Origin of the sequence: Streptosporangium sp. NPDC000509 (genome assembly GCF_042898365.1) — a bacterium.
GTDB lineage: Bacteria > Actinomycetota > Actinomycetes > Streptosporangiales > Streptosporangiaceae > Streptosporangium.
Genome location: NZ_JBIAYX010000011.1, coordinates 106,209 through 128,195, shown reverse-complemented (window position 1 = coordinate 128,195; position 21,987 = coordinate 106,209). Strand labels below are relative to the sequence as shown.

Sequence of the window (21,987 nt, the reverse complement as noted above, 5' to 3'; positions counted from 1 at the left end):
GACTCTGATGCACATCGAGAACCGGCCGGTGCCCACCGACCGGATCACCCAGAATGTCCTGTCGGTCGTGGGGAGCGCCTCGGAGAGCGGCGAGACGGTGCTGTTCGTTCACGGGAACGTGTCGAGCGCCGCCTTCTGGCGGGCCACGCTGCTCGCCCTGGCCGAGGCGGGCCATCGGCCGCTCGCCGTGGACCTGCGAGGCTTCGGCGACACCGAGCCCGCCCCTGTCGACGCCACCCGCGGCCTGCGGGACTACTCCGACGACGTGCTCGCCCTCCTCGACGCCCTCGGGCTGGACGGCGTGCACCTGGTCGGCTGGAGCATGGGCGGCGGCGTCGTGCTGCAGGCGCTGCGCGACCGGCCGGCCGCCGTACGGAGTGTGACGCTCGTCAACCCGGTCTCCCCGTACGGCTTCGGCGGCACGCACGGCCCCGACGGCGTGCTGAACCACCCCGACGGCACCGGCTCCGGGGCGGGCGCGGCCAACCCCGACTTCGTGAAGCTGCTCGCGGCCGGGGACACCTCCGGCGACTCCCCGGTCTCGCCGAGGAACGTGATGCGCACCACGTACGTGAAGCCCGGCACGGTGATCGATGACGAGGACGCCCTGGTCGCGTCGTTGCTGTCCACGAGGGTCGGCGAGGACCACTACCCCGGCGACGCGGTGACGTCGGAGGAGTGGCCGGGGGTCCGCCCCGGTACGCGGGGCGTGCTCAACTCGTTCGCCCCGACGCACTTCCGGCTCGACGACCTGCACACGATCGACCCGAAGCCGCCGATCCTGTGGGTGCGGGGCGAGGCAGACGTGATCATCTCCGACACCTCGCTCTTCGACCTGGCCCACCTGGGCGCCCTGGGGGCCGTCCCCGGCTCGCCCGGCACCCCCGCGCAGCCGATGGTCACCCAGACCCGCACCGTCCTGGAGCGGTACGGCCCGTACACCGAGGTCGTCCTGGACTGCGGCCACAGCCCCCACATCGAGCGGCCCGCCGAGTTCCGCGCCGCCCTCTCCGACCACCTGAAGCGGAGCCGACCATGAGTAGTAGTGGCGAAAGCGGCGTTGGAAACAGCGCGAGAAGTGGCGCCAGGGGACGCGGCCGGGTGGCTGGGGTCGTCGCCGTCGGGCTCGCCGCGCTGACGGTCCTCGCCGGGGCGCCCGCGGCGAGTGCGGGGACCGCGCCGGCGCACTGCGCCAAGCTGAACCGGGTGACGGTGCCGGGGGCCGAGCACCAGGTGAAGGCGTGCCTGGACGACCTCACGACGGCGGGCACGACCGTCTCGGGGCACACCGACCCGGCCGACTGGGCGGGCCTGCACCCGGCGGGAGCGGTGAACCCGAAGGGCGTGCCCGGCATCCAGATCGACGGCTACTTCCCCGACACCTCGACCTTCAACACGACGCACGGATGGAACCACGACTCGCAGTTCGTCCTGCGGCTGCCGGACGACTGGAACGGCGGGCTGGTGGTCACCGGCACCCCGGGCAACCGGGAGCAGTACGCCAACGACTTCACCGTCTCCGACTGGGCGCTGGCCAAGGGGTACGCCTACGCGGTGACGGACAAGGGCAACGTCGGCGCCACCTTCTACAAGGACGGCCGCAAGCCCGGTGACGCGGTCGCCGAGTGGAACGACCGGGTCACGCAGATCGCGATCGCGGCCAAGGCCGTCGTCACGCAGCGCTACGGCAGGCTTCCCAAGCGGACCTACGCCGCGGGCATCTCCAACGGCGGATACCTGGTCCGCTGGCAGCTGGAGAACCGGTCCTGGCTCTACGACGGCGGGATCGACTGGGAGGGCACGCTCTGGCGGGTCAAGGGCGACAACCTGCTCAACTACCTGCCTCCGGCGCTGCGGGCCTATCCGGCGGGTGACACCCAGGCGATGTACGACGCGGGTTTCGCCCGTGGCTCGGAGTTCCTGTGGCCGTTCCACCACCAGTACTACTGGGACCTGACCCAGCGCGTCTACCGCGAGGAACTCGACCCCTCCTTCGACGGTGACACCGACGCGGGCACGCCCTTCTGCTCCTCGGGCACCCCGGCCTGCGACGCCGACTACGACTACGACGCGCGCAAGCCGTACGCGGCGGTGCGGAAGATCGGGCTCACCGGCCGGATCGGCAAGCCGCTGATCACGATCCACGGCACGCTGGACACGCTGCTGCCGATCTCCCGCTCCGGCGACGTCTACGCGGACATGGTCGGCGATCGCCGGCCGTTCCGCTACTACCGGATCACCGACGGCACCCACGTGGACAGCCTCTACGCCTCCTACCCCGACAAACTCCGCCCGTTGCTGCCGTGCTTCCGCAGCGCCTTCGAGACCCTGGAGAGCTGGGTGGAGCGCGGGCAGAACCCGCCGCCGAGCGCGACGCTGCCGAGGCCCTCGACCGGTGACCTGCCCAATGAGTGCCGGCTGAGAGCGTGACCCCACTCCCCTGAACCGCCGGACACGCCGACCCGGACCCGTATGACGGCCCGGCGCCGCACCGCCCCGACGGGCCGTGCGGCGCCGGCCGGATCAGTTGAGCATGTAGCGCCGCTGGACGCTCTTGGTCACCCGGACCGCGTTCCTGACCAGCGGTATCCGCAGCGCGACCCGCTTCAGCAGCGGGTACCAGGGCTCGGAGGGCTCGGCGGCGGCGGATTTACGGATCTCCACCCGGCCGCCGCGGTTCATCTCCACCTTGAACCGGAGCCCGGTCTCCTCGCCGTCGACCCGCAGGAACGGCGCCCAGATCCCCGGCGCGAGGAACCCCTCCCGGTACGCGAGCCTGGTCGGGATCTTGGCGATCAGCCGTCCCGCCAGCTCCCCCGGGACACCGGGCTCGACCAGCGCGGGCGCGGTCACCTCGCGTTCCCTGCCTTCGGCCTGGCGGAACACCAGCTCCGCGGGCGGCCCTCCGCTCGGCGGCACGTAGGGCACGGGCACGACGACGAAGACGTGCTTGCGCTGCCTGATCACCGTCGTACCCGGTGAGACCAGGACGATCGACTCGGGGAACGAGCGGGGTTCCACGCAGATCCCCAGCTCCCCCCTGTCGGACCACCAGGGGACGACGAGCCGCCTGGAGCAGTCGGCGACCATTCCCGTGCAGTTCAGCGGCGACCCCGTCACCCGGGTGCTCGCCTGTTGCACCCCGCCGTACATGCGCACGTGTATCTCCCACAGTCCCGGCGGCAGCGGTCCGTCCATGGCCGCCGAGTCGATGTCCAGCCGGGCGGTGCCCGTGATCTGGAGCCTGACCCCGTTGCGGTGACGGCAGCGGATCATCGAACAGTCCGAGGGCAGGAAGTGGATCGTCCCGGTGTCCTCGTGTCTGACGTAGACCTCGAACCGCGCCTTGGCCGCGGCCTGGCTGACGTCGGCCATCTCGGGCGGCAGGCGGAGCCCGTCGAGGGGGACGGGAGGCTCCCAGAGCAGGCCGCCCTCCCCGTAGGGGACGAAGCGCATGGGGGTGCCGTCGGCCTGGGTCATCTCCACGGTGAGCCGCAGGGTGAGCGCGCCGTCGTCCCAGGCGAGGTCGTCGAGGTCGGCCTGGAGGTGGACGCCGCGCATGGCTCCGGCCAGCACGACGAGCTGGTCGAGCCTGCCGGCGCGGAGCAGTGCGGCACGGACCCTCAGCGGTACGGGCAGCAGGAGGTCGAGGCGCGGGGGGAAGCGCTGGACGACCAGCTCGCGCAGGGTCGTGAAGGTGACCGCCCGATCCGCGGAGGAGGTGACGAACCGGTTCCCGCCGAGCCGTCGCAGCACCGCGCCGCGGAACCACTGGGCGTACATCCGGTCGCGCCGACGGCCTTCTGGGACCTCGTCGTCGATGACATCGAGCAGTTCGCGCAGCTCCGCGGCCCAGACGTAGGGGTCCTGCGGCGGTTCCTGACGTTCGGTGACGTGGCAGCAGACCCCGTCGGCCATGACGACGATGTTCTCGGCCCGCAGATAGGCGCGGAGCACGAAGGTCTGCTCGGCCAGGAGGCCGCCGGGGTCGGAGAAGTTCAGCGCCTCCGCGTCGAGGAAGGCCCTGCGGAAGAGCTTGTGCGGGGTGAGCAGCGTGAGCAGCCGGTCCCGCACGATGTCGGCGTTCTCGCGGTCGGCGTCGAAGACCGCGGAGGACGGCCTCCGGTCGTTGATCAGCCGTCCGAGGAGGATGTCGGCCCCGGTCTCCACGGCCCGCGCGTACATCCGCTCCAGAGCGTCCCTCTCCAGGCGGTCGGCCTGGTCCAGCAGGTAGACGTACTCGCCCCTGGCGACCATGAGGGCGAGGTTGCGGCCGCGCATCGGCGAGCCGGTCCGCTCCAGGTGGAGCACCCTGACGTTCGACCGCACCGCGGCCAGGGTGTCGAGGCGCTGCTGGATCCCGTCGTCGGAGCCGTCGTCGGCGAAGATGACCTCGTAGTCCTCGGAGGCCATCGACTGTTCCAGCACCGACCGGATACAGGCGTCGGCGCCATCACCGGGGTTGTGCACCGGCACCACCACGCTGACCTTCACGTCCATGCGGCCAAGGGTGCGGCGCGGGACGCCGGGAGGCGATCAGACTTGCCGACTCCTGGTCTCTCAGTACCAGCCTTTGGCCTGGGAATGGGCCCAAGCGCCGCAGGGCGAGCCGTAACGGCCCTTGATGTAGCCCAGCCCCCACTCGATCTGGGTGGCCGCGTTGGTCTGCCAGTCGCTGCCCGCGCTCGCCATCTTGTGGCCGGGGAGGGACTGGGGGATGCCGTACGCGCCGCTGGAGGTGTTCATGGCGCGCTCGTTCCAGCCGCTCTCCTTCATCCAGAGCTTCTCCAGGCAGCCCCACTCGCCGGACCAGCCTCTGGCGTCCAGCATCTGCTTGCCGAGTGCCCTGTTGCCGGTCGGGTTGGAGGTGCCGGGGGGAAGTTGCTGCGGGCTGAAGCCGCCACCGCCGGGCGCCTCGTCAACGATCTTGACCTGGTTGAGCGCCTTGCGGTTGTCGCGCTCGGCGGCGATCTTGTCGGCCTTGAGCGCCTGCGCGGCCTGGGCCTTCAGCATGTCGGACTCCAGGTCCGAGCCGAACGGGTCGGAGCCGAGCATCTGCGCCATCTCGTCCAGGGTGAGCGGCGTCGTCTTCGGTGCCGAGGCGTTCTGAACGGCGGTGTAGGCGGTGAAGGCACCCACGCCCACCAGCACCACGAGCGCGGTGCCCAGGATGAGGGCCCGCTTGGTGGTCATGCCGCGCTTCGAACTGGGCGCGTCGGCCTTCCCCGCGTCGGCCTTCCCTCTGCCGGCCCTGCGGCTCGCACGGCGGGCGCCGGGTGCCGAGCGCTCCTTCAGTTCCTGTGATCCTGGACTCACGACCTATGAGCTTGCCGTGGGGAGGGGGGTGGTCCGCAACCGGAACGGAAGAGTTGGTCGGCGCTCGGCCGTACCCGCAGGGGTTTCCGGTGACACAACCACCAGGCCACGGGTACTTTCCCGGCAATGAAAGCATGGGAGTGATTTTGCTCACATTTTGCCTTATGGGATAACTTCGACCACATTGATGATCATGAAAGTGCCCGAATCGTGGTCTGACCACCTAATTCAGGTACTGTTTGCGTTATGTCTGGGTTTTGTGACCCAGCGGAACCAACCAAGCCTTGGGAGAATGATTACCCGGTGGCAGGCATCCTTCTCGTCGAAGACGACCCCTCGGTCCGGATCGGGCTGGAGCTCGCACTCACCCGGCAGGGACACTCCGTCACCGCGTACACCAGCGGTGAGGAGGCCCTTGAGCACATCAGAACGCGCCGACCCGAGATCGCCATCCTGGACGTCATGCTGCCCGGCATCGACGGCGTCGAGGTGTGCCGCCGTATCCGCAGGCTCGACCAGCTGCCGGTGATCCTCCTCACCGCCAGGGGCGACGACCTCGACGTCGTCGTGGGACTGGAGGCGGGGGCCGACGACTACGTGGTCAAGCCGGTCGAACCCCGCGTGCTTGACGCCCGCATCCGCGCCGTCCTGCGCCGGATGGAGTCGGTCGCCTCCGACCGCATCACCTTCGGCGACCTGGTCATCGACCGGGGCGCGCTCAAGGTGGCGCTGGGGGGCCGCGAGGTCCACCTCACCCCCACGGAACTGCGACTCCTGCTCGAACTCGTCCGCCACCCCGGCCAGGTGCTCAACCGCAGATACCTGTTGCGGGCCGTCTGGGACCACACCCACGTCGCCGACTCCCGGCTCGTCGACGCCTGCGTCCAACGGGTCCGCGCCAAGATCGAGGCGGTCCCCGCCGAGCCCGAGTTCATCCACACGGTACGGGGATTCGGCTACCGGTTCAGCCCGCCGTGAGACCGGCGCTCCCTCCCGCTCTCCGGCGGATGTACACCGGTCTGCGCGGGCGCCTGGTGATCACTTTCACCCTGATCGCCGTCACCGCCTCCGCGGTCGTCGCGGGAATCGGCTACGAGTTCGTCAAGAGCCGCATGATCGGACGTGCCGAGCATGTGGCCGTGAGCGACGTACGCGACACCCTGGAGGGCATCAGGGTGCCCGTCGGCGGACTCTGGCCGGGAGACGGCCCACCGACCGACGAGGAGATCAGCACGCTGCAGCGGAGCCTGCGTCCCCAGGGCGGCAGGGTGGTGGTCCGCTACGAGGAGTACGTCTACCCCGACGGCGACTTCGGCACCAAGGACGTTCCCGGCGACCTCGCCGCCAGGGCCACCCAGCGGATGGTCGCCAAGCGCATGACCATCCGCGGCGACATGTGGCTGCTCATCGGCACCCCCGTCTGGCGGATCGAGCCCATCCACACCGCGCAGCCCACCGGGATGATCGTCTACGTGTTCGCCCCCCTCATCGAGGAGGACCGGCTCCTGAGCGGCCTGCGGCAGCCGCTCGCCGTCGCCGGCGTCGCCATGCTGATCATCGCCCTCTCCCTGGGCCTGGTGTCGGCCAGGCAGCTCCTGCTGCCGGTGAGGCGGCTCGGCTCGGCGGCCCGGGCGCTCGGAGCGGGCCACCTGGACACCCGCCTGCCCGTACACGGCCAGGACGAGCTCGCCGAGCTCACCGCCACGTTCAACGACACCGCCGCCGCCCTGGAGCGGAGCGTCACCGAGCTGCGCTCGCTGGAGGCGATGTCCCGCCGTTTCGTCGCCGACGTCTCCCACGAGCTCAGGACACCGCTCACCGCGATGACCGCGGTGACCGACATGCTCTCCGAGGAGGCGGAACGCCTGCCGCCCGAGCCCGCGACGGCCGTACGGCTCGTGCTGCGCGAGATCGAACGGCTGCGGACCCTGATCGAGCAGCTCATCGAGGCGAGCCGGTTCGACTCGGGTACGGCCACGCTGAACGTGGACACCGTGAACATCGTGGACGTGGTCTGCGACTGCCTGGACACGCGCGGCTGGTCGGACCGGGTACGGGTGAACGTGCCGGAGGGACTCACGTTCTCCGTCGACCCCAGGCGTTTCGACGTCATCGTCGCCAACCTGGTGGGCAACGCCCTGCGCCACGGTGAGCCCCCGGTGATGGTGACCGCCCGCAGCACCCCGAACGGCCTGGAGGTGAAGGTGCGCGACCACGGCAAGGGCATCCCTGCGAAGGATCTGCCCTTCGTGTTCAACCGTTTCTACAAGGCCGGGGCCCGGGGTGACGGCAGCGGGCTCGGCCTGTCCATCGCGCGGGCCAACGCCCAGCTGCACGGCGGCACGATCTCGGTCCGCGCGCAGCGGCCGGGAACCCTCTTCACGGTCTGGCTCCCCCCGGCATGAGACGGCTCACCCGCCCGTACGGCCCGACGGCCCTCGGCAGGAGGCGGCCCGTCCTTTTGACCGTCCCCCACAGCGGACGGCCCACCCTCCCGACCGGCCTCGGCGGAAGACGGCTCATCCCCATGACATCCCTCGGCAGGAGGTGGCTCGCCCGGCCGGCCGTTTCCGGTGCGAGGTGGCTCGCCTGCCTGCTCTCCGCCTCCCTGCTGCTCGGCGGATGCGGCATCTCCCCCACCGAGGTCCAGGACTACGGCCGTCCGCCGGTGATCAGCTACAGCCCCACCTGGGTGACGGTCTATCTGCTCCGCGACGGCCGGCTGGAGCCCGTCAAGATCCCGGTGGTCTCCGACTCGGCCAAGAACATCATCGACACGCTCTTCCGGGCCGGCAAGCAGCCGCCGAAGGCGGGGCTGACCAGCGCGCTCAACGACTTCAGCCACTACGACACCAAGACGACCCGCTACTCCGACAACACCGACAACACCGATCAGCGCAACGAGCCGAACGACAACCTGGGTTACCGGCTGAACGTGATCATCACAGGCCAGGGCAAGGTCACCAAGGAGGCCCTCGCCCAGATCACCTGCACCATCCGGCAGAACAAGCAGGAGAGCATCTGGAGCGTCGAGGTCACCCGGCTCTTCCCCGGTACCCCGGAGACGATGGGCGACCGGGGCTGCTTCGAGTTCCGCAATCTCGCGGCCCCCGGAGTGCGACTGCCACCCTGACAGACCCCGTCCCTCCTCCACCCGGGCACCCGGGCACCCGGGCACCCGGGCACCCGGGCCAGGCGCGCATGGGGCACCGGAATCCCGCGAAGGCCAGGGGTACGGACACCGGAATCCGCGGGCGCCCCGACGCACCGGCCGCCACCGGAGGCACGGAGCCACAACGCGCGGAGCGCGGTCGCGGGGCCCGTACGGCCCGCGACCGCGCTCCGGCGGCGTCCGACGCCCCGTCACATCGTGATGTCCTCCAGCATCTCGGTGACCAGCGCCGCGATCGGCGAGCGCTCGGAGCGGGTCAGGGTGACGTGCGCGAACAGCGGGTGTCCCTTGAGCTTCTCCACCACCGCCACGACGCCGTCATGACGCCCCACCCGCAGGTTGTCGCGCTGGGCGATGTCGTGGGTGAGGACGACCCGGGAGTTGGCGCCGATCCGGCTCAGCACGGTGAGCAGCACCCCGCGCTCCAGCGACTGCGCCTCGTCCACGATGACGAAGGCGTCGTGGAGCGACCGGCCGCGGATGTGAGTGAGCGGAAGCACCTCCAGCATGCCCCGGTCCATGACCTCCTCGATCACCTCGGGTGTGGTGACCGCGCCCAGGGTGTCGTAGACCGCCTGCCCCCACGGGCCCATCTTCTCGTTCTCGGAACCCGGCAGATAGCCCAGTTCCTGGCCGCCCACGGCGTACAGGGGACGGAAGACGATGACCTTGCGGTGCTGACGGCGCTCCAGGACCGCCTCCAGGCCCGCGCAGAGGGCGAGCGCGGACTTGCCGGTGCCCGCCCGGCCGCCCAGCGAGACGATGCCGACCTCGGGGTCCATCAGGAGGTCGAGCGCGATCCGCTGCTCGGCGGAGCGGCCGTGCAGGCCGAAGACCTCGCGGTCGCCGCGTACCAGCCGCACCGACTTGTCGGGCAGCACCCGGCCCAGCGCGGAACCCCTGCTGGACAGCAGGCGCAGGCCCGTGTGGGTGGGCAGGTCACGGGCGTCGACCAGGTCGGCCGTGCCGTGCTCGAAGAGGGTCTCGACGTCCTCCGCGGTCACCTGGAGCTCGTCCATGCCGGTCCAGCCGGACTCCACCACGAGTTCGGCGCGGTATTCGTCAGCGGCGAGCCCGATGGAGGCGGCCTTCACCCGCATCGGCAGGTCCTTGGAGACCAGCACCACGTCGTGGCCCTCGGCGGCGAGGGTCTTCGCCACGGTCAGGATCCGGGTGTCGTTGTCGCCGAGCCGGAACCCGACGGGCAGGATGGACGGGTCACTGTGGTTGAGCTCCACCCGGATGGTGCCCTCGCCGATCGGCATGGGCTCGTCCAGACGTCCGTGTGTCACCCGGAGTTCGTCGAGGTATCTCAGCGCCTTGCGCGCGAAATATCCGAGCTCTGGATGATGGCGTTTGCCCTCCAACTCGGTGATGACGACGATCGGGAGGACGACCTCATGCTCGGCGAAACGGCTCATCGCCGTTGGATCCGCCAGGAGCACCGAGGTGTCCAGGACGTACGTGCGCCGCTGCACTGCCGGCGACGTGGGTGAGGACGAAGGGTTTGCCACGCGTTCTCCCCCGGGCACCATTGACGGTGCCCTGCCATGAGCTGGGATGCGGACCGGCCAGGGGCCCGCTCACGAGAACGTCGAGCAGGGACCGTTGACCGGCCCTCCTCAGCAGGTCGTGACGCAAAGGCGGGCCCTCTCCGGCGTAGGTGAGCTGTGCTCTCCTACTTCTTACGGTACGTCCTGAATGCCCGACTTCCAACTGCTTAAGACCGCCCGAAAGGGGGCGTTCATGGGGAATTTCAGGAACCGTACCTGCGGTGTCGCGCGGCGTAGGAGCGGAGAGCCCGCAAGAAGTCGACCCTGCGGAAGTCAGGCCAGTAGGCCTCGCAGAAGTAGAATTCGGAGTGAGCGCTCTGCCAGAGCAGGAAGCCTGAGAGCCGCTGCTCCCCCGATGTCCGGATGACCAGATCCGGATCGGGCTGGCCGCGCGTGTAGAGATGCTCCGCGATGTGCTCGACATCGAGGACCTCGACAAGGTCCTCGATACTTGCGCCCTTGCTCGCGTGCTCCTGGAGAAGGGAGCGCACCGCATCAGCGATCTCACGCCTTCCTCCATACCCAACAGCAACGTTCACAATCAAACCGGGACGATGTGATGTCGCTTCTTTTGCGTTTTTGAGCACCCGAGCCGTGTGATCAGGTAAAAGATCAAGCGCGCCCATGGGCTTGATGTGCCATCCGTCGGCCACGAGTTCCTGGACCACGTCCTCGATGATCTTCACCAGGAGGTCCAGCTCGTCCTTGGAGCGGTTGATGTTCTCGCTCGACAGCAACCACACGGTGACGACCTCGACACCGGCCTCCCGGCACCAGCCGAGCAGCTCCGAGATCTTGTCCGCGCCCTTGCGATGCCCTCGGCTCACGTCGTCGAGGCCCATCGAGCGCGCCCAGCGCCGGTTGCCGTCGACGATCACGCCGACGTGCCGGGGAACCATCTCCTTGTGACGGGACAGCTTCGACTCAAGCCGGCGTTCGTACAGGCGGTAGACGAGATCGCGCACGCCCATTGAAGCCCCTCCCTCAGCACTGCCACGAATGGGCACTGACAGGCAATTATCACCGCCCCGCGGACCTCTCGGCCCCCGCTACAGGGATCTGGCGGCCCTGCCCGGGTTGGGAGATCCCAGGCACTCCTCGGCCTCCGCGACGAGCGCCTCCACGAAAACGCCCAGTTCGGAGGAGGTCAGAACGGCGCGCATCCCCACCCCGTCGCTGCCCCACGCCTCCAGGAACGCCCTTCTGGTGACCCGCCACTCTCCACCGGGCCCCCGTCGCCCCGGGACCCAGATCGGGATGGTCCGCAGCTGGCAGCGGAGTTCGCCCCCGCCGACGACACCGTTCCTGGCCCGGTAACGAAAGGCGAACAGTTCCTCGTCGCCGGGAAAGCGGTCGTCGGGGTCGGGCCATCGGGCCTCGTGACCAGCACGCGCCTCGGCGACCCCTCGCGCCAGCCGGGTGAGCAACCAGCCGCACCGCTCGCCCACCGTGCCGTACAGCGCGCCGTCGCGGTGGAGCCGCAGGGTGATCTCGTACGGCGTACCGGCACTGTCACGGCACGCCACTGGCGTAACGGTCAGATAAGAACCATCAAGACAACGCAGTCCCCCCACCTCAGAGAGGGTATCCCGCCCCAGTCCGCCAAAACATGATCAACGCCCTCCATGTCCCCGCCATCCGGGCGACGGCCCCGGCGCACACCCTCAGGGCCGCGTCCCCCGGGCGTCCCCACCCACGCACCTCCCCAAGAGCACGCCACCCCGGCGGCGCCGCCCCGTACACGTCCCCGAGGCGGCGTCACCCGGCCTGTCCGGGGTCCTCAGGAGCCGCCGCCGCAACCGCCGCCGCCGCAGCCGGACCCTGAACCGGAGTCGCCGGAGGCGCCGCCGCAGCCCCCGCCGCCGTAATAGGAGGAACTCGCCGAGACGCCGGAGCCGCCGCCACGGCGGGAGGAGCCGCGCCGCGGCGCGCGAGGCGGTGGCGGGCCTTCCATGGACAGGATCTCCGCCAGCCGCCCGTCCTCCAACTGCTTCAGACCGTGCAGGGCGACGCCCAGGATGCTCAGCTCGTCATGGTCGATGTGCTCTCCGGCACGGGGTGGCAGAGACCTGTCCTCGCGGTGGCGCAGGCGGTAGTGGGCCAGCGCGGTCTTCCCCGCACGATTGAGGTGGGTGGGGTCGGCCCGCCCCGAACCGGGCGCGTCGATCAGCCCCAGATCCCTCAGCCGCGCGATCAGCATGGTCACCGCGGTCCCCTGGGCGACCCCGTTCCTGACCACCCAGACCGGCACGCCGCCCGCATGCCCCCTGAGGTGCTCGAGGACCTCTGTCTGCACCGGCTGGGTGAGCACGCCGATCTGGCCTGACACCTGCGTCAGCCGCCCGTCACGCTGCGCCCTCACCGCCCCTACGGCGGTCAGTGAGGCGAGCACGGTCTCGGCCACCCTGGGCCGGCCACCCGCGAGCAGCGCCAGCTCGTACGGCGTCAGCTCGGGCCCCTCGTAGACGCGCGAGGGGCGCATGGCGAGGCGCAGCGCGATCAGCCCCACCACTCCCAGAAGCGAGAGACCCACCATGACGACGATCTGTACGCTCTGCATGACGGCCTCCGGGACGGTCCCTGCCTGAGGTTCACTACCCGGTGGACGAACGGGAAGGGCCGGAAGTTTCTGCCGCACCCTGTCCGGCAGGACCGATATCGGTTACCCGGCTCGGCGGCGTCCGCCGAAGAGCCACCATCGGCGGGGCGGGGGGCCGGGTTCCGGGGCCACGGGCTCCTCCGGCAGCCGTCCCGCCGCGCGGAGGTGGTCGGCGAAGTCACGGGCGTCGGCGTGGGAACCGCCCTGCGGCTTGGGACGGCCCCGCGCGTAGGCGTCGAACTCCCCGGCGAAGCCGTCGCCGAGCAGCGCGGCCAGATCGGGCCGCAGTCTGGCCACGGTCCTGCGCCGCTTGGAGATCAGGGCGGCCTCCTGGATCCGCAGCCGCTCCCGGTCGAAACCCCGGGGCGCCTCCTCCCCGGCCACCAGGGCCGCCACCAGGGCCGCCTGCGCCTTGGCCAGCGCCTCCCTCGCCCCGTCCTCAGACACGGGCCATCGCACCGCGGATCCGGCCGAGCTCCCCTTCCAGGGCGCCGTCGCTGGGGTAGTCGTCGTCCCATTCGAGCAGCACACCGGGCGGCTCGACCCGCGCGCACAGCTCGGAGAGGATGTCCAGCACGTCCGCGGGGACGTGGGCGGTGTGGGTGTCGTGCCACAGCCCCCGGTGGGAGTGGCCCCCGGCGACGTGGACGTAGGCCAGCTCGGACAGCGGCAGGCCGTCCAGCGCGGCGACGGCCGACAGCCCCAGGTTGACCTGGTTCGTGTAGAGGTTCGCCACGTCGATCAGGAGCCCGACACCCGTCATCTCCACCAGTTCGCCGAGGAAGGCGGCCTCGGTCATCTCGTCCTCCGGCCAGCCGAACAGGGCGGCGACGTTCTCCAGGGCCAGCGGCACGGGGAGGGCGTCCTGCGCCCGTCGCACGTTCTCGGCGACGACCGAGAGCGCGGCCCGGGTGCGCGGGACGGGCAGCAGGTGCCCGGCCTCCATCCCGCCCGCCCGTACGAAGGCGAGGTGTTCGCTGACCAGCGGCGCGTCCAGGGCTCGGGCGCAGTCCGCCAGATGCGCCAGCCGCCGCGGGTCGGGGGACTCGGCGCCACCGATGCCGAGCCCGACACCGTGCGGGATCACGGGTGTCCCGCGGGCACGCAGCACCCGCAGTGACTCGGGAAGCCGGGAGGGGTTCACGTTCTCCGCGATGACCTCGACGAAGTCGACACCGGGCAGCCGCTCCACGGTCAGGTCGATCTCCGGCCGCCAGCCGATGCCCACCCCCAGCGCCCCAGGCTCAGCCACCGCACCCGCCACCGCACCCGGAGCCGCAGCTGGAGCCGCCGCCGTCGCTCGATCCGCCGCCGTCACCCGACCCGCCGGAGTCGCCCCAGCCGCCGGAGCCGAAGTCGCCGCCACCTCCGAAGGAGAGGCCGTCACCGGAGTTCGAGCCGCCGCCGCAGGCGCCCGTGGCGCAGCTGTTGGCGGCGCCCGCGGTCTGACGCTGCAGCTCCTCCTCCAGTCCGGGCTCGTTGAGCTCGCTCAGGCCGTACAGGGCGACGGGGATGCCGACGGCGAAGGCCAGATCGGGCACCAGCGGGCGGCTGCCTCGCACATGGGCTTCGCGGGCGGAGGCGAGCACCTGGCGGCCCGCGTTGCTCAGGGCGTCGCGCAGGGCCCGCTTCTGCCGCGAGTAGGCGGAGAAGCCGCCGATCGCCGAGATCATGCCCACCAGGAGCGCGAAGGTGCCCAGTCCTCCGGTCGCCCCGGCGAGCAGGATGCCCGCCACGACGATCACTTCGATGATCGAGGCGATCTGGAGCCGGCTGAGCAGCGCCTGCGCGTGGTCGAGCGCACCTTCGGGCACGAGCAGGCCGAGCCCCAGCAGCCGGTAGCGCAGACTCTCCACGCCCCGCCCCTCGGCCACCGCGCGGCGGACCTCACCCACGGGGGCCGAGCCTCCGCGCAGGTGGAGCGCCTCCATGACGGCGTGCTCGATCGGGTCGGGAGAGGGCTTGGCACCGGCGACCAGGCTGGTGTGCCCGCCTCGCGAGACCCGGATCACCCCGGCCCTGGCCAGCAGGCCGAGCGCGGTGTTGATCACGCGGCGCGGCCCTCCGGCGAGATAGGCGAGCTCGTACGGGTTCGGCGGTCCGCCGTAGTGGCCGGCCATGGCCGAGCGGACCCGGCGGTGCTCACGGCGCACCGTGATGGCTGTGGAGAGGATGACAAGGCCGACGACACAGGCGATGACGAAGAGCGAGAACTCCATGTCCGCCTCCTCGGGGGGAAAGGTGGGCCGCAGGAGCGGCGTCCCGTGCACTCAGATAGACGCGCACAGCCTGGCAGAAGTTTCGCCCGACTTCGACGGCGACTCAGTGAGATGTCGGTCACCAGGCGAAATGCGGCCACCCGCCCCGAGTACGCCGGAGACCGGGAGCCAGGGCTCCCGGTCTCCGGCACGCCCGGATGGCACGGCCCTTTCAGCCCAGGCGGGCGACGAGGGCCTCGTGCTCCTCCCAGAGCTCTCCCGGCAGGTGGTCGCCGAAGGTCTGGAAGAAGGCGGGCATGAGCGACGCCTCGTGCCTCCAGATCTCCTCGTCGACGCTCAGCAGCGTCCGCATGTCCTCGTCGGAGACGTCGAGGCCCTCGGTGTCGAGCTCGGCGGGGAGCAGGCCGATGGGGGTGCGTACCGCCTCCGCCTCGCCGTTGAGGCGGTCGACGATCCACTTGAGAACGCGGGTGTTCTCGCCGAAGCCGGGCCAGATGAACCTGCCCTCGTCGTTCTTGCGGAACCAGTTCACGTAGTAGACGCGCGGCAGCCGCGCGTTCTCACGCCGGCCGATCTTGAGCCAGTGGGCGAAGTAGTCGCCCATGTTGTAACCGCAGAAGGGCAGCATCGCGAACGGGTCGCGGCGCAGCTCTCCGACCTTGCCCTCGGCCGCGGCGGTCTTCTCCGAGGCGATGTTCGCCCCTACGAAGACACCGTGCCGCCAGCCGAACGCCTCCGTCACCAGGGGGACCGCGCTGGCGCGGCGCCCGCCGAACAGGATCGCGGAGATCGGCACGCCCTCGGGGTCCTGCCACTCGGGGGCGATCGTCGGGCACTGCGCGGCCGGGACCGTGAAGCGGGCGTTGGGGTGCGCGGCGGGCTCGCCGGACTCCGGCGTCCAGTCGCGGCCCTTCCAGTCGGTCAGGTGCGCCGGGGGCTCATCGGTGAGGCCCTCCCACCACACGTCGCCGTCGTCGGTGAGGGCGACGTTGGTGAAGATGCTGTTGCCCCACAGCGTCTTGACCGCGTTGGCGTTGGTGGACTCGCCGGTCCCGGGGGCGACGCCGAAGAATCCCGCCTCGGGGTTGATCGCGCGCAGCCGTCCGTCGGCGCCGAACCGCATCCAGGCGATGTCGTCGCCGATCGTCTCGACCTTCCACCCGGGGAGGGTCGGCTGGAGCATGGCGAGGTTCGTCTTCCCGCAGGCGCTCGGGAAGGCCGCCGCGACGTAGCGCGTCTCTCCCGAGGGCGGGGTGATCTTGAGGATGAGCATGTGCTCGGCGAGCCAGCCCTCGTCGCGGGCCATCGTGCTGGCGATGCGCAGGGCGTAGCACTTCTTGCCGAGCAGGGCGTTGCCGCCGTACCCGGAACCGTAGGACCAGATCTCGCGGGTCTCGGGGAAGTGGCTGATGTACTTGGTGGGGTTGCACGGCCACGGCACGTCGTCCTGGCCGGGCTCCAGCGGGGCTCCGACCGAGTGGACGGCCTTGACGTAGCCGCCGCGCTCCTCGATGAGCCGCAGGGCGTCCTCGCCCATGCGGGTCATGACGCGCATGGACACGACCACGTACGGCGAGTCGGTGATCTCCACGCCGAGCTGGGAGATCTCACCGCCCAGGGGGCCCATGCAGAACGGCACCACGTACATCGTCCGGCCCCGCATGCTGCCCTTGAAGATCTCGCCGAAGGTACGGCGCATCTCGGCGGGAGCGATCCAGTTGTTGGTCGGCCCCGCGTCCTCCTCGCGCTCGGAACAGATGTAGGTCCGGTCCTCGACCCTGGCGACGTCGCTGGGGTCGGAGGCGGCGTGGAAGCTGTTCTGCCGTTTGGAAAGGCGCGTGAAGGTGCCCCGCTCGACCAGCAGGTTCGTCAGGCGGGTCCATTCGGCCTCGGAGCCGTCGCACCATTCGATCCGGTCCGGCTGGGTCAGCTCGGCGATCTCCTTGACCCACCCCGCGAGCTCCTCGTGGCGGGTCGGGCTGACGGCGGTGGCATCTACGACAACAGACACTGCTTGGGCTCCTTTACACTTCCCGGGACCAAGGCATCATTGACGACCGGACCGCGTCCACTCCAATTGGCGTAGACCACTGAATTAACGCGATCACACGTCTCGACACCCCAGACCCGACGCCCCTGCCCACGTATGCCCAGGCAGGAGACGTGGGGTTTCGAAACCCCTACCCAAAAGAAGTGACTCTAAAAAAAGCCGTTCCACCAGTGGTATAGGCCAATAAGAAAGGTCTAAACCAATCACCGGACAGGTTCAGACCAATTTTTTCGCCATTTTCCCCGATGGGGTCAGGAATTCACGTCCGGCCCCGCGGCCCGCACACGGTCGACGTGTTGCAGCGCGTCCCGCAGATCCGCCAGCCAGGTGTCGGTGTGGTTGCCCACCAGACGCACACACCAGGCGAGCGCGTCGCTGCGACTGCGGGCCACTCCGGCGGCGACGAGAGTGTCGAGCACCTGGCGCTCCGACTGCTTGAGCCGGGTCATGACGGGCACCGAGAGTGTGGTGAACATCACCGTCTCGTCACCGACCGCGACGCCCCAGGAGACCTTCCTGCGGAAACGATGCTCGGCCTCCAGCGCGATCTCGACGCGCCGCTCCCTCGTCTCCTCGCGGAAACGCAGGACGCCGCCCTCCACCGCGGCGGAACGCTCCACCTCCGAGACGTCGTCACCGAGCGCGGGAGCCCGGAGCCTGCCGACCACCGTGATCTCCTCGCGGTCGAGCACGATCTCCACTCCACCCTCGAACCACTCCTCGGGGAGCCTCCCCGAGAACCAGCCGCGCAGCTTCTCCACCGCTTCATCGTTTTCCATGTAATTTAGATTACATCGCTTCGTAGATCGAAGCCAGCATCGCGGGGGAAGACCGGAGAGGCGCCCGCGGGCGAGGAAACGAAGTGGCCGAAGTCAGGTCCCCGGGCGAGCGCGGCGGGCGATCACCCGAGGGCGATCGAAGTCGCGCGCTCGGCATCGGGCCGGCGGAGCCGGACCTGCCCACCAGGCCGACACCCGGACCGGCACACCAGGGCGGCACCGGGCCGGCGGCGCCGCTCGGCACCGGGCCGCTCGGCACCGGGCCGCTCGGCACCGGGCCGGCGGACCCGGGCGACACCGGGCTAGCGGACCCGGGCGGCGACCCCCGGGCTGATCCGGACGGCGCCGGCGAAGTTGCGGGTGGTGACGGGGACGAGCTTGACCACGTCGCCGGTCCTGGGAGCGTGCAGCATCTTGCCGTCTCCCCAGTAAATGGCCACGTGCGAGACATAACCGGGGTTGGTGGGGTCGTGCCGCCAGAACAGCAGGTCACCGGGCTGCGCCTGGGCGAGCGGGATCTGGGGTCCTGAGACGAACTGCTGGTGCGTCACCCGGGGCACCTTGATCCCCGCCTGCGCGTACGCCCACTGGACCAGGCCCGAGCAGTCGAAGCTGTCGGGTCCCTCCGCCCCCCACACGTACGGGCGGCCGAGCTTGCCGATCGCGGCGGTGAGGGCGGTCGTGACCTGCGGGGCGGTCATGAAGGAACTCGCGGACCAGGTCGTCGCGGTCTTGTCGGGAGTCACGGTCCTGCCGGGAGCGGTGGTCTTGCCGGGAGCCCGCAGCACCGGGTTGATCACCGCGACCTGTGACCCCTTGGGCAGGGCGCGCAGGAGGGTGAGGCGCAGCTTCGCGGAGTCGGCCTTCGGCGCGCTCACCACGAGCGCGTTGTTCTCCGGGATGCCCAGGGCGCGGGCGGTCGGCCGGGAGACCACGGCGTCGATGGCGCCCATGCCCATCGTGGCGTAGGCACCGACGCGCAGCTCACGCCCGGCGGTGGTGAAGGTCTTGCCCAGCGGCATGCCGCCGTCGTTGCCCAGGACGAAGGAGACGGCGACCTCCCCCGCCGAGACGTTCCGCCAGAGCCGGTCGGAGCGCGCGGTCGGTTTGGGGGTGTACGCACGGAACGTCGAGGGGTTCACCCCGAGGGTCTGCACCCGCTTGCCGTCCAGGACCACCTCGGCGGCGTCGGCGCGCTCCACCGCCCGCACCCCGGAGAGCTGGGCGACCTTGGCGACCGCGGCCGCGCTGAGCGGCCTGTTCGCGACGACGAACAGGTGCGGCTGCCGCATCGAGGTGAGCGGCGCCACCGGTTCCGGTGAGCTACCGTTCTGCCCGCCCTGGACGGGTTTGGCCACCTGGGTCGGCAGGGTGGCGACGGACTTGCGCATCGTGATCTTCTCGGGCTCGGTCTCCGGCATCTGGGTGAAGACCATCAGACCGGTGGCCAGCAGGCCGACGAGCAGAACCGCCAGGATCGGAACCGCCCGCCTCATCAGGCGGGCGGTGCGGTAGCTGTAGCGGGGACGAGGGGTGTAGGCGAGGTCCTGCCGGGCTTCCCGGATCAGGTCGGAGACACGTGGTCGCCGCTTGAACACGACATATCCCCTTCCCCGCGAACTCCAGCCCTACGAGGGTGCCGTAGACCGTCCCACGATGCACGCAAACCCACCGAAAAGCACCCAATCTGCAATGCAGCCACAAGTTTTGCGAAAGCCTGTCAAATCTTTGGGCACACGGCAATCCGCCGGGACGCCCGTCCCGGCGGATCAGCGAATCGATCAGGGTCGCGGAGGTCAGTTGCCGATGTACGGCACGGCCTCAAGGATCTCGACCGTGTTGGAACGGCCGTTCGGCATCGTGTAGGTCGCCTTCTCGCCGATCTTCTTGCCGTTGATCGCCGAACCGAGCGGCGACTTGGGCGAGTAGACGTCGATCGGGGCGCCGCTCTCCTCGCGCGAGGCCAGCAGGAAGGCGACCTCCTCGTCGTCGCCCTCGAAGCGGACGGTGACCGTCATTCCGGGGCCGACCACGCCTTCGGTGCGGGGCGCCTCACCGACCTTGGCACTGTCCAGGATCTGGCGGAGATGGAAGATACGGGCCTCCATCTTGCCCTGCTCGTCCTTGGCGGCGTGGTAGCCGCCGTTCTCCTTCAGGTCGCCCTCTTCGCGTGCCGCCTCGATCTTCTTGGCGATGTCAACGCGCCCGGGCCCCGAGAGGTGCTCAAACTCAGCCTTCAGGCGGTCATACGCCTCCTGAGTGAGCCAGGTGACGCTCTCGTTGTGGGAGTCGGCCACGGGTTCTCCTTGCTTCCTCGGGGGCTTCGTGCTTGGTGCCTGGGGGTTTGCTGTCGGTCGAATCTCGAAAGGCTAACAAGTTAACCCCTCGACCGCCTCCCCAAATGTCTCACTATACGAGATAGCAGTACTGGACGTGAACGGAAGTGGCCTGAGCACTGGTCTCTAGCCGTTCGGTAAGCCGAACATACCCCTCACCAGCCGGAATATTGACCTCCTTGCTGCCGACCTCGACGTGGCTGACATCGGTGGCCCGCAGGCGGCAGAGCGCCGCGCGATCGGATGGTTTGACCGCTTCGAAGGTGATCTGCGCAGAATCGCCGCGACTGGTGTCAAATGCGATGACCTGGTCGATCACCTCCGTGTCCCCCTTCGCCGCCCACATCACGTAGCCCCACCCCCCGGCGCACACGACGCAGAGGATCGCGATCACGGCGTGCACCACGAAACGCCCCCTGCGCTCCGGGCGGTCGGGAAAGTCGCCCGGGGTGCCGAGGACGGGACCGTCCCGACGGCCCTTCTCGGCTTCGCTGGTGGCCATGACGGAATCTCCCTGCACTACCTCGGTGTTATCCGAGACAATTGTCCCCTGCGAGGGCCTCGCCCTCGCGACCGCCCAAGAGAAACTAACCTCTCCCTAGAGTGACGTAAGCCGAGGGCGCGCGGGGGCACCACGTCGAGCGGAGCGGAAGACACGGCCAGGCGGGCCGTCCGCGAGGCGACCGACGACGATCCGACGCGCGACCGACATAAGGAGACACCGAGCCCGTGAGTGCACCGCTCAGGCTGATGGCCGTTCACGCGCATCCCGACGACGAGTCGAGCAAAGGCGCCGCCACCATGGCGCGCTACGTGGCGGAGGGCGTGGACGTGCTGGTCTGTACGCTCACCGGAGGCGAGCGCGGGTCGATCCTGAACCCGAAGATGGACCGCCCGGAGATTCTTGAGAACATCGGCGAGGTCCGGCGCCTGGAGATGGAGCGCGCCCGCGAGATCCTCGGCGTGCGGCAGCGCTTCATGGGCTTCGTCGACTCCGGCCTGCCCGAGGACGAGAGCGAGCCGCTGCCCGAGGGCTGCTTCGCCCTGCAGCCGCTGGAGATCGCCTCGGCGCCGCTGGTGGCGGCCGTCCGCGAGTTCAGGCCGCACGTGATCCTGACCTACGACGACGACGGCGGCTACCCGCACCCCGACCACATCATGACCAACCGCGTCTCGGTCGAGGCGTTCGAGGCGGCCGGCGACCCCGACCGCTACCCGGGCACCGGCGAGCCCTGGCAGCCCATGAAGCTCTACTACCACATGGGCTTCACCAAGGACCGGTTCGAGGCGCTGCACGAGGCGATGAACGCCCGCGGCATCGGCTCCCCGTACGCCGACTGGATCTCCCGCTGGGAAGATCGCCCGCAGAAGTGGCCGGTGACCACCCGGATCCCCTGCGGCGACTACTTCGAACTCCGCGACGAGGCGCTGCTCGCGCACGCCACGCAGGTCGACCCGGACGGCTTCTGGTTCGTCTGCCCGCGCGACCTGCAGCGCGAGATCTGGCCGACCGAGGACTACCACCTGGCCCGATCGCTCGTGGACGTCGGGCTTCCCGAGGACGACCTGTTCACGGGCGTCCACGCGGAGGTCCCCGCGGACACGGTCTCGCACGCCTGCCACTGACGCGACCATGGGGTGGCGGTGGCAAACTTGACATGTGATTGCATTCGACATCGTCACCAAGGGTGACGTCAGTCCGGGCCTCCTGGGCTTCCTCGTCATCGCCGGTCTGGGGTTCGCCCTCTACATGCTGGTCAAGTCGATGAGGAAGCAGATCTCCAGGATCGAGGTCCCCTCCGAGGCCGAGCTGAGGGAGCAGAAGACCGACGTCACCACCACGACGCCGACCGCTCCCTAGCTCCGGCGACCCCGCGCACCTCCGGCGTGCCCGGGGTGATCGCCCACATCCCCGGCCCCGCGGCCCCGACCGGCCACCGTGCGACACGCACGGCAGTGGGCC

General features: G+C 69.9%; 21 protein-coding genes. 7 read left to right on the top strand and 14 right to left on the bottom strand.

Annotation, left to right across the window (positions count from 1 at the left end; all coding sequences use genetic code 11):
- Nucleotides 1-7 precede the first annotated feature (7 nt).
- Both ACFY3D_RS21310 and ACFY3D_RS21305 read left to right on the top strand, forming a co-directional pair.
- Nucleotides 8-1,039: an alpha/beta fold hydrolase gene (locus ACFY3D_RS21310; protein ID WP_389981619.1), complete on the top strand. Its 1,032-nt coding sequence runs from the start codon at nt 8-10 to the stop codon at nt 1,037-1,039.
- Nucleotides 1,036-2,430, top strand: a complete 1,395-nt coding sequence (locus ACFY3D_RS21305) for a tannase/feruloyl esterase family alpha/beta hydrolase (RefSeq protein ID WP_389981617.1) — start codon at nt 1,036-1,038, stop codon at nt 2,428-2,430. The genes ACFY3D_RS21310 and ACFY3D_RS21305 overlap by 4 nt, the downstream gene beginning before the upstream one ends.
- 93 nt (nt 2,431-2,523) lie before the next feature.
- Here the strand turns inward: ACFY3D_RS21305 and ACFY3D_RS21300 are convergent, their stop codons facing one another.
- Together ACFY3D_RS21300 and ACFY3D_RS21295 are read right to left on the bottom strand one after the other, a co-directional pair.
- The gene (locus ACFY3D_RS21300) at nt 2,524-4,500 is read right to left on the bottom strand and encodes a glycosyltransferase family 2 protein (RefSeq protein ID WP_389981615.1); all 1,977 of its coding nucleotides are present in this window, start codon (nt 4,498-4,500) and stop codon (nt 2,524-2,526) included.
- 60 nt (nt 4,501-4,560) lie between these two features.
- A complete protein-coding gene (locus ACFY3D_RS21295; RefSeq protein ID WP_389981613.1) occupies nt 4,561-5,316 on the bottom strand; it encodes a lytic transglycosylase domain-containing protein in 756 nt (251 codons plus the stop codon).
- A gap of 303 nt (nt 5,317-5,619) precedes the next feature.
- Here ACFY3D_RS21295 and ACFY3D_RS21290 point away from each other — a divergent pair, with 303 nt between their 5' ends.
- The 3 genes from ACFY3D_RS21290 (at nt 5,620) to ACFY3D_RS21280 (ending at nt 8,449) form a co-directional block, all read left to right on the top strand.
- Nucleotides 5,620-6,294, top strand: coding sequence for a response regulator transcription factor (locus tag ACFY3D_RS21290; protein WP_350950292.1), 675 nt, complete (start codon nt 5,620-5,622; stop codon nt 6,292-6,294).
- Between the two features lie 29 nt (nt 6,295-6,323).
- A complete protein-coding gene (locus ACFY3D_RS21285) occupies nt 6,324-7,721 on the top strand; it encodes a HAMP domain-containing sensor histidine kinase (RefSeq protein ID WP_362898908.1) in 1,398 nt (465 codons plus the stop codon).
- Between the two features lie 122 nt (nt 7,722-7,843).
- Nucleotides 7,844-8,449 carry a hypothetical protein gene (locus ACFY3D_RS21280; protein ID WP_389981611.1) on the top strand — a complete coding sequence of 202 codons (606 nt, stop codon included), beginning with the start codon at nt 7,844-7,846 and terminating at the stop codon, nt 8,447-8,449.
- A 230-nt stretch (nt 8,450-8,679) separates the two neighbouring features.
- Here ACFY3D_RS21280 and ACFY3D_RS21275 read toward each other — a convergent pair whose 3' ends face one another.
- From ACFY3D_RS21275 to ACFY3D_RS21220, 12 genes are all read right to left on the bottom strand, one after another.
- Entirely contained in the window at nt 8,680-10,023 is a 1,344-nt protein-coding gene (locus tag ACFY3D_RS21275) for a PhoH family protein (RefSeq protein ID WP_350950295.1), read from the bottom strand.
- A 221-nt stretch (nt 10,024-10,244) separates the two neighbouring features.
- Nucleotides 10,245-11,012 (bottom strand): isoprenyl transferase, encoded by a 768-nt coding sequence (locus ACFY3D_RS21270; protein ID WP_350950296.1) that lies wholly within the window; start codon nt 11,010-11,012, stop codon nt 10,245-10,247.
- Nucleotides 11,013-11,090: 78 nt separating this feature from the next.
- Nucleotides 11,091-11,567, bottom strand: coding sequence for a hypothetical protein (locus ACFY3D_RS21265; protein ID WP_389981609.1), 477 nt, complete (start codon nt 11,565-11,567; stop codon nt 11,091-11,093).
- A 254-nt stretch (nt 11,568-11,821) separates the two neighbouring features.
- A complete protein-coding gene (locus ACFY3D_RS21260; RefSeq protein ID WP_389981607.1) occupies nt 11,822-12,601 on the bottom strand; it encodes a TIGR04222 domain-containing membrane protein in 780 nt (259 codons plus the stop codon).
- Between the two features lie 102 nt (nt 12,602-12,703).
- Nucleotides 12,704-13,087: a hypothetical protein gene (locus tag ACFY3D_RS21255; RefSeq protein ID WP_389981605.1), complete on the bottom strand. Its 384-nt coding sequence runs from the start codon at nt 13,085-13,087 to the stop codon at nt 12,704-12,706.
- Entirely contained in the window at nt 13,080-13,892 is an 813-nt protein-coding gene (locus ACFY3D_RS21250; protein WP_389981603.1) for a DUF692 family multinuclear iron-containing protein, read from the bottom strand. The genes ACFY3D_RS21255 and ACFY3D_RS21250 overlap by 8 nt, the downstream gene beginning before the upstream one ends.
- Complete coding sequence (locus ACFY3D_RS21245) at nt 13,885-14,859, bottom strand: TIGR04222 domain-containing membrane protein (RefSeq protein ID WP_389981601.1); 975 nt, start codon at nt 14,857-14,859, stop codon at nt 13,885-13,887. The genes ACFY3D_RS21250 and ACFY3D_RS21245 overlap by 8 nt, the downstream gene beginning before the upstream one ends.
- A 211-nt stretch (nt 14,860-15,070) precedes the next feature.
- Nucleotides 15,071-16,870: a phosphoenolpyruvate carboxykinase (GTP) gene (locus ACFY3D_RS21240; RefSeq protein WP_389981599.1), complete on the bottom strand. Its 1,800-nt coding sequence runs from the start codon at nt 16,868-16,870 to the stop codon at nt 15,071-15,073.
- A 290-nt stretch (nt 16,871-17,160) separates the two neighbouring features.
- Entirely contained in the window at nt 17,161-17,688 is a 528-nt protein-coding gene (locus tag ACFY3D_RS21235) for a hypothetical protein (protein WP_389981597.1), read from the bottom strand.
- Between the two features lie 302 nt (nt 17,689-17,990).
- Entirely contained in the window at nt 17,991-19,286 is a 1,296-nt protein-coding gene (locus ACFY3D_RS21230) for a C40 family peptidase (RefSeq protein WP_389981595.1), read from the bottom strand.
- Between the two features lie 198 nt (nt 19,287-19,484).
- Nucleotides 19,485-19,985 carry a transcription elongation factor GreA gene (gene greA, locus ACFY3D_RS21225; protein WP_350950305.1) on the bottom strand — a complete coding sequence of 167 codons (501 nt, stop codon included), beginning with the start codon at nt 19,983-19,985 and terminating at the stop codon, nt 19,485-19,487.
- Between the two features lie 112 nt (nt 19,986-20,097).
- Complete coding sequence (locus ACFY3D_RS21220; protein WP_362924286.1) at nt 20,098-20,526, bottom strand: DUF4307 domain-containing protein; 429 nt, start codon at nt 20,524-20,526, stop codon at nt 20,098-20,100.
- Nucleotides 20,527-20,753: 227 nt separating this feature from the next.
- Here ACFY3D_RS21220 and mca point away from each other — a divergent pair, with 227 nt between their 5' ends.
- Both mca and ACFY3D_RS21210 read left to right on the top strand, forming a co-directional pair.
- Nucleotides 20,754-21,650: a mycothiol conjugate amidase Mca gene (gene mca / locus ACFY3D_RS21215; RefSeq protein WP_362898887.1), complete on the top strand. Its 897-nt coding sequence runs from the start codon at nt 20,754-20,756 to the stop codon at nt 21,648-21,650.
- 34 nt (nt 21,651-21,684) lie between these two features.
- Nucleotides 21,685-21,885: a hypothetical protein gene (locus ACFY3D_RS21210; protein ID WP_350950386.1), complete on the top strand. Its 201-nt coding sequence runs from the start codon at nt 21,685-21,687 to the stop codon at nt 21,883-21,885.
- The last annotated feature ends 102 nt before the right edge of the window (nt 21,886-21,987 follow it).

Bases quoted from the DNA above. Each gene is read 5' to 3' on its own strand.
- ACFY3D_RS21310 (WP_389981619.1), top strand. From the start codon at position 8: ATGCACATCGAGAACCGGCCGGTGCCCACCGACCGGATCACCCAGAAT.
- ACFY3D_RS21305 (WP_389981617.1), top strand. From the start codon at position 1,036: ATGAGTAGTAGTGGCGAAAGCGGCGTTGGAAACAGCGCGAGAAGTGGC.
- ACFY3D_RS21300 (WP_389981615.1), bottom strand. From the start codon at position 4,500: ATGGACGTGAAGGTCAGCGTGGTGGTGCCGGTGCACAACCCCGGTGAT.
- ACFY3D_RS21285 (WP_362898908.1), top strand. From the start codon at position 6,324: ATGTACACCGGTCTGCGCGGGCGCCTGGTGATCACTTTCACCCTGATC.
- ACFY3D_RS21280 (WP_389981611.1), top strand. From the start codon at position 7,844: ATGACATCCCTCGGCAGGAGGTGGCTCGCCCGGCCGGCCGTTTCCGGT.
- ACFY3D_RS21275 (WP_350950295.1), bottom strand. From the start codon at position 10,023: ATGGTGCCCGGGGGAGAACGCGTGGCAAACCCTTCGTCCTCACCCACG.
- ACFY3D_RS21270 (WP_350950296.1), bottom strand. From the start codon at position 11,012: ATGGGCGTGCGCGATCTCGTCTACCGCCTGTACGAACGCCGGCTTGAG.
- ACFY3D_RS21260 (WP_389981607.1), bottom strand. From the start codon at position 12,601: ATGCAGAGCGTACAGATCGTCGTCATGGTGGGTCTCTCGCTTCTGGGA.
- ACFY3D_RS21245 (WP_389981601.1), bottom strand. From the start codon at position 14,859: ATGGAGTTCTCGCTCTTCGTCATCGCCTGTGTCGTCGGCCTTGTCATC.
- ACFY3D_RS21235 (WP_389981597.1), bottom strand. From the start codon at position 17,688: ATGGAAAACGATGAAGCGGTGGAGAAGCTGCGCGGCTGGTTCTCGGGG.
- ACFY3D_RS21220 (WP_362924286.1), bottom strand. From the start codon at position 20,526: ATGGCCACCAGCGAAGCCGAGAAGGGCCGTCGGGACGGTCCCGTCCTC.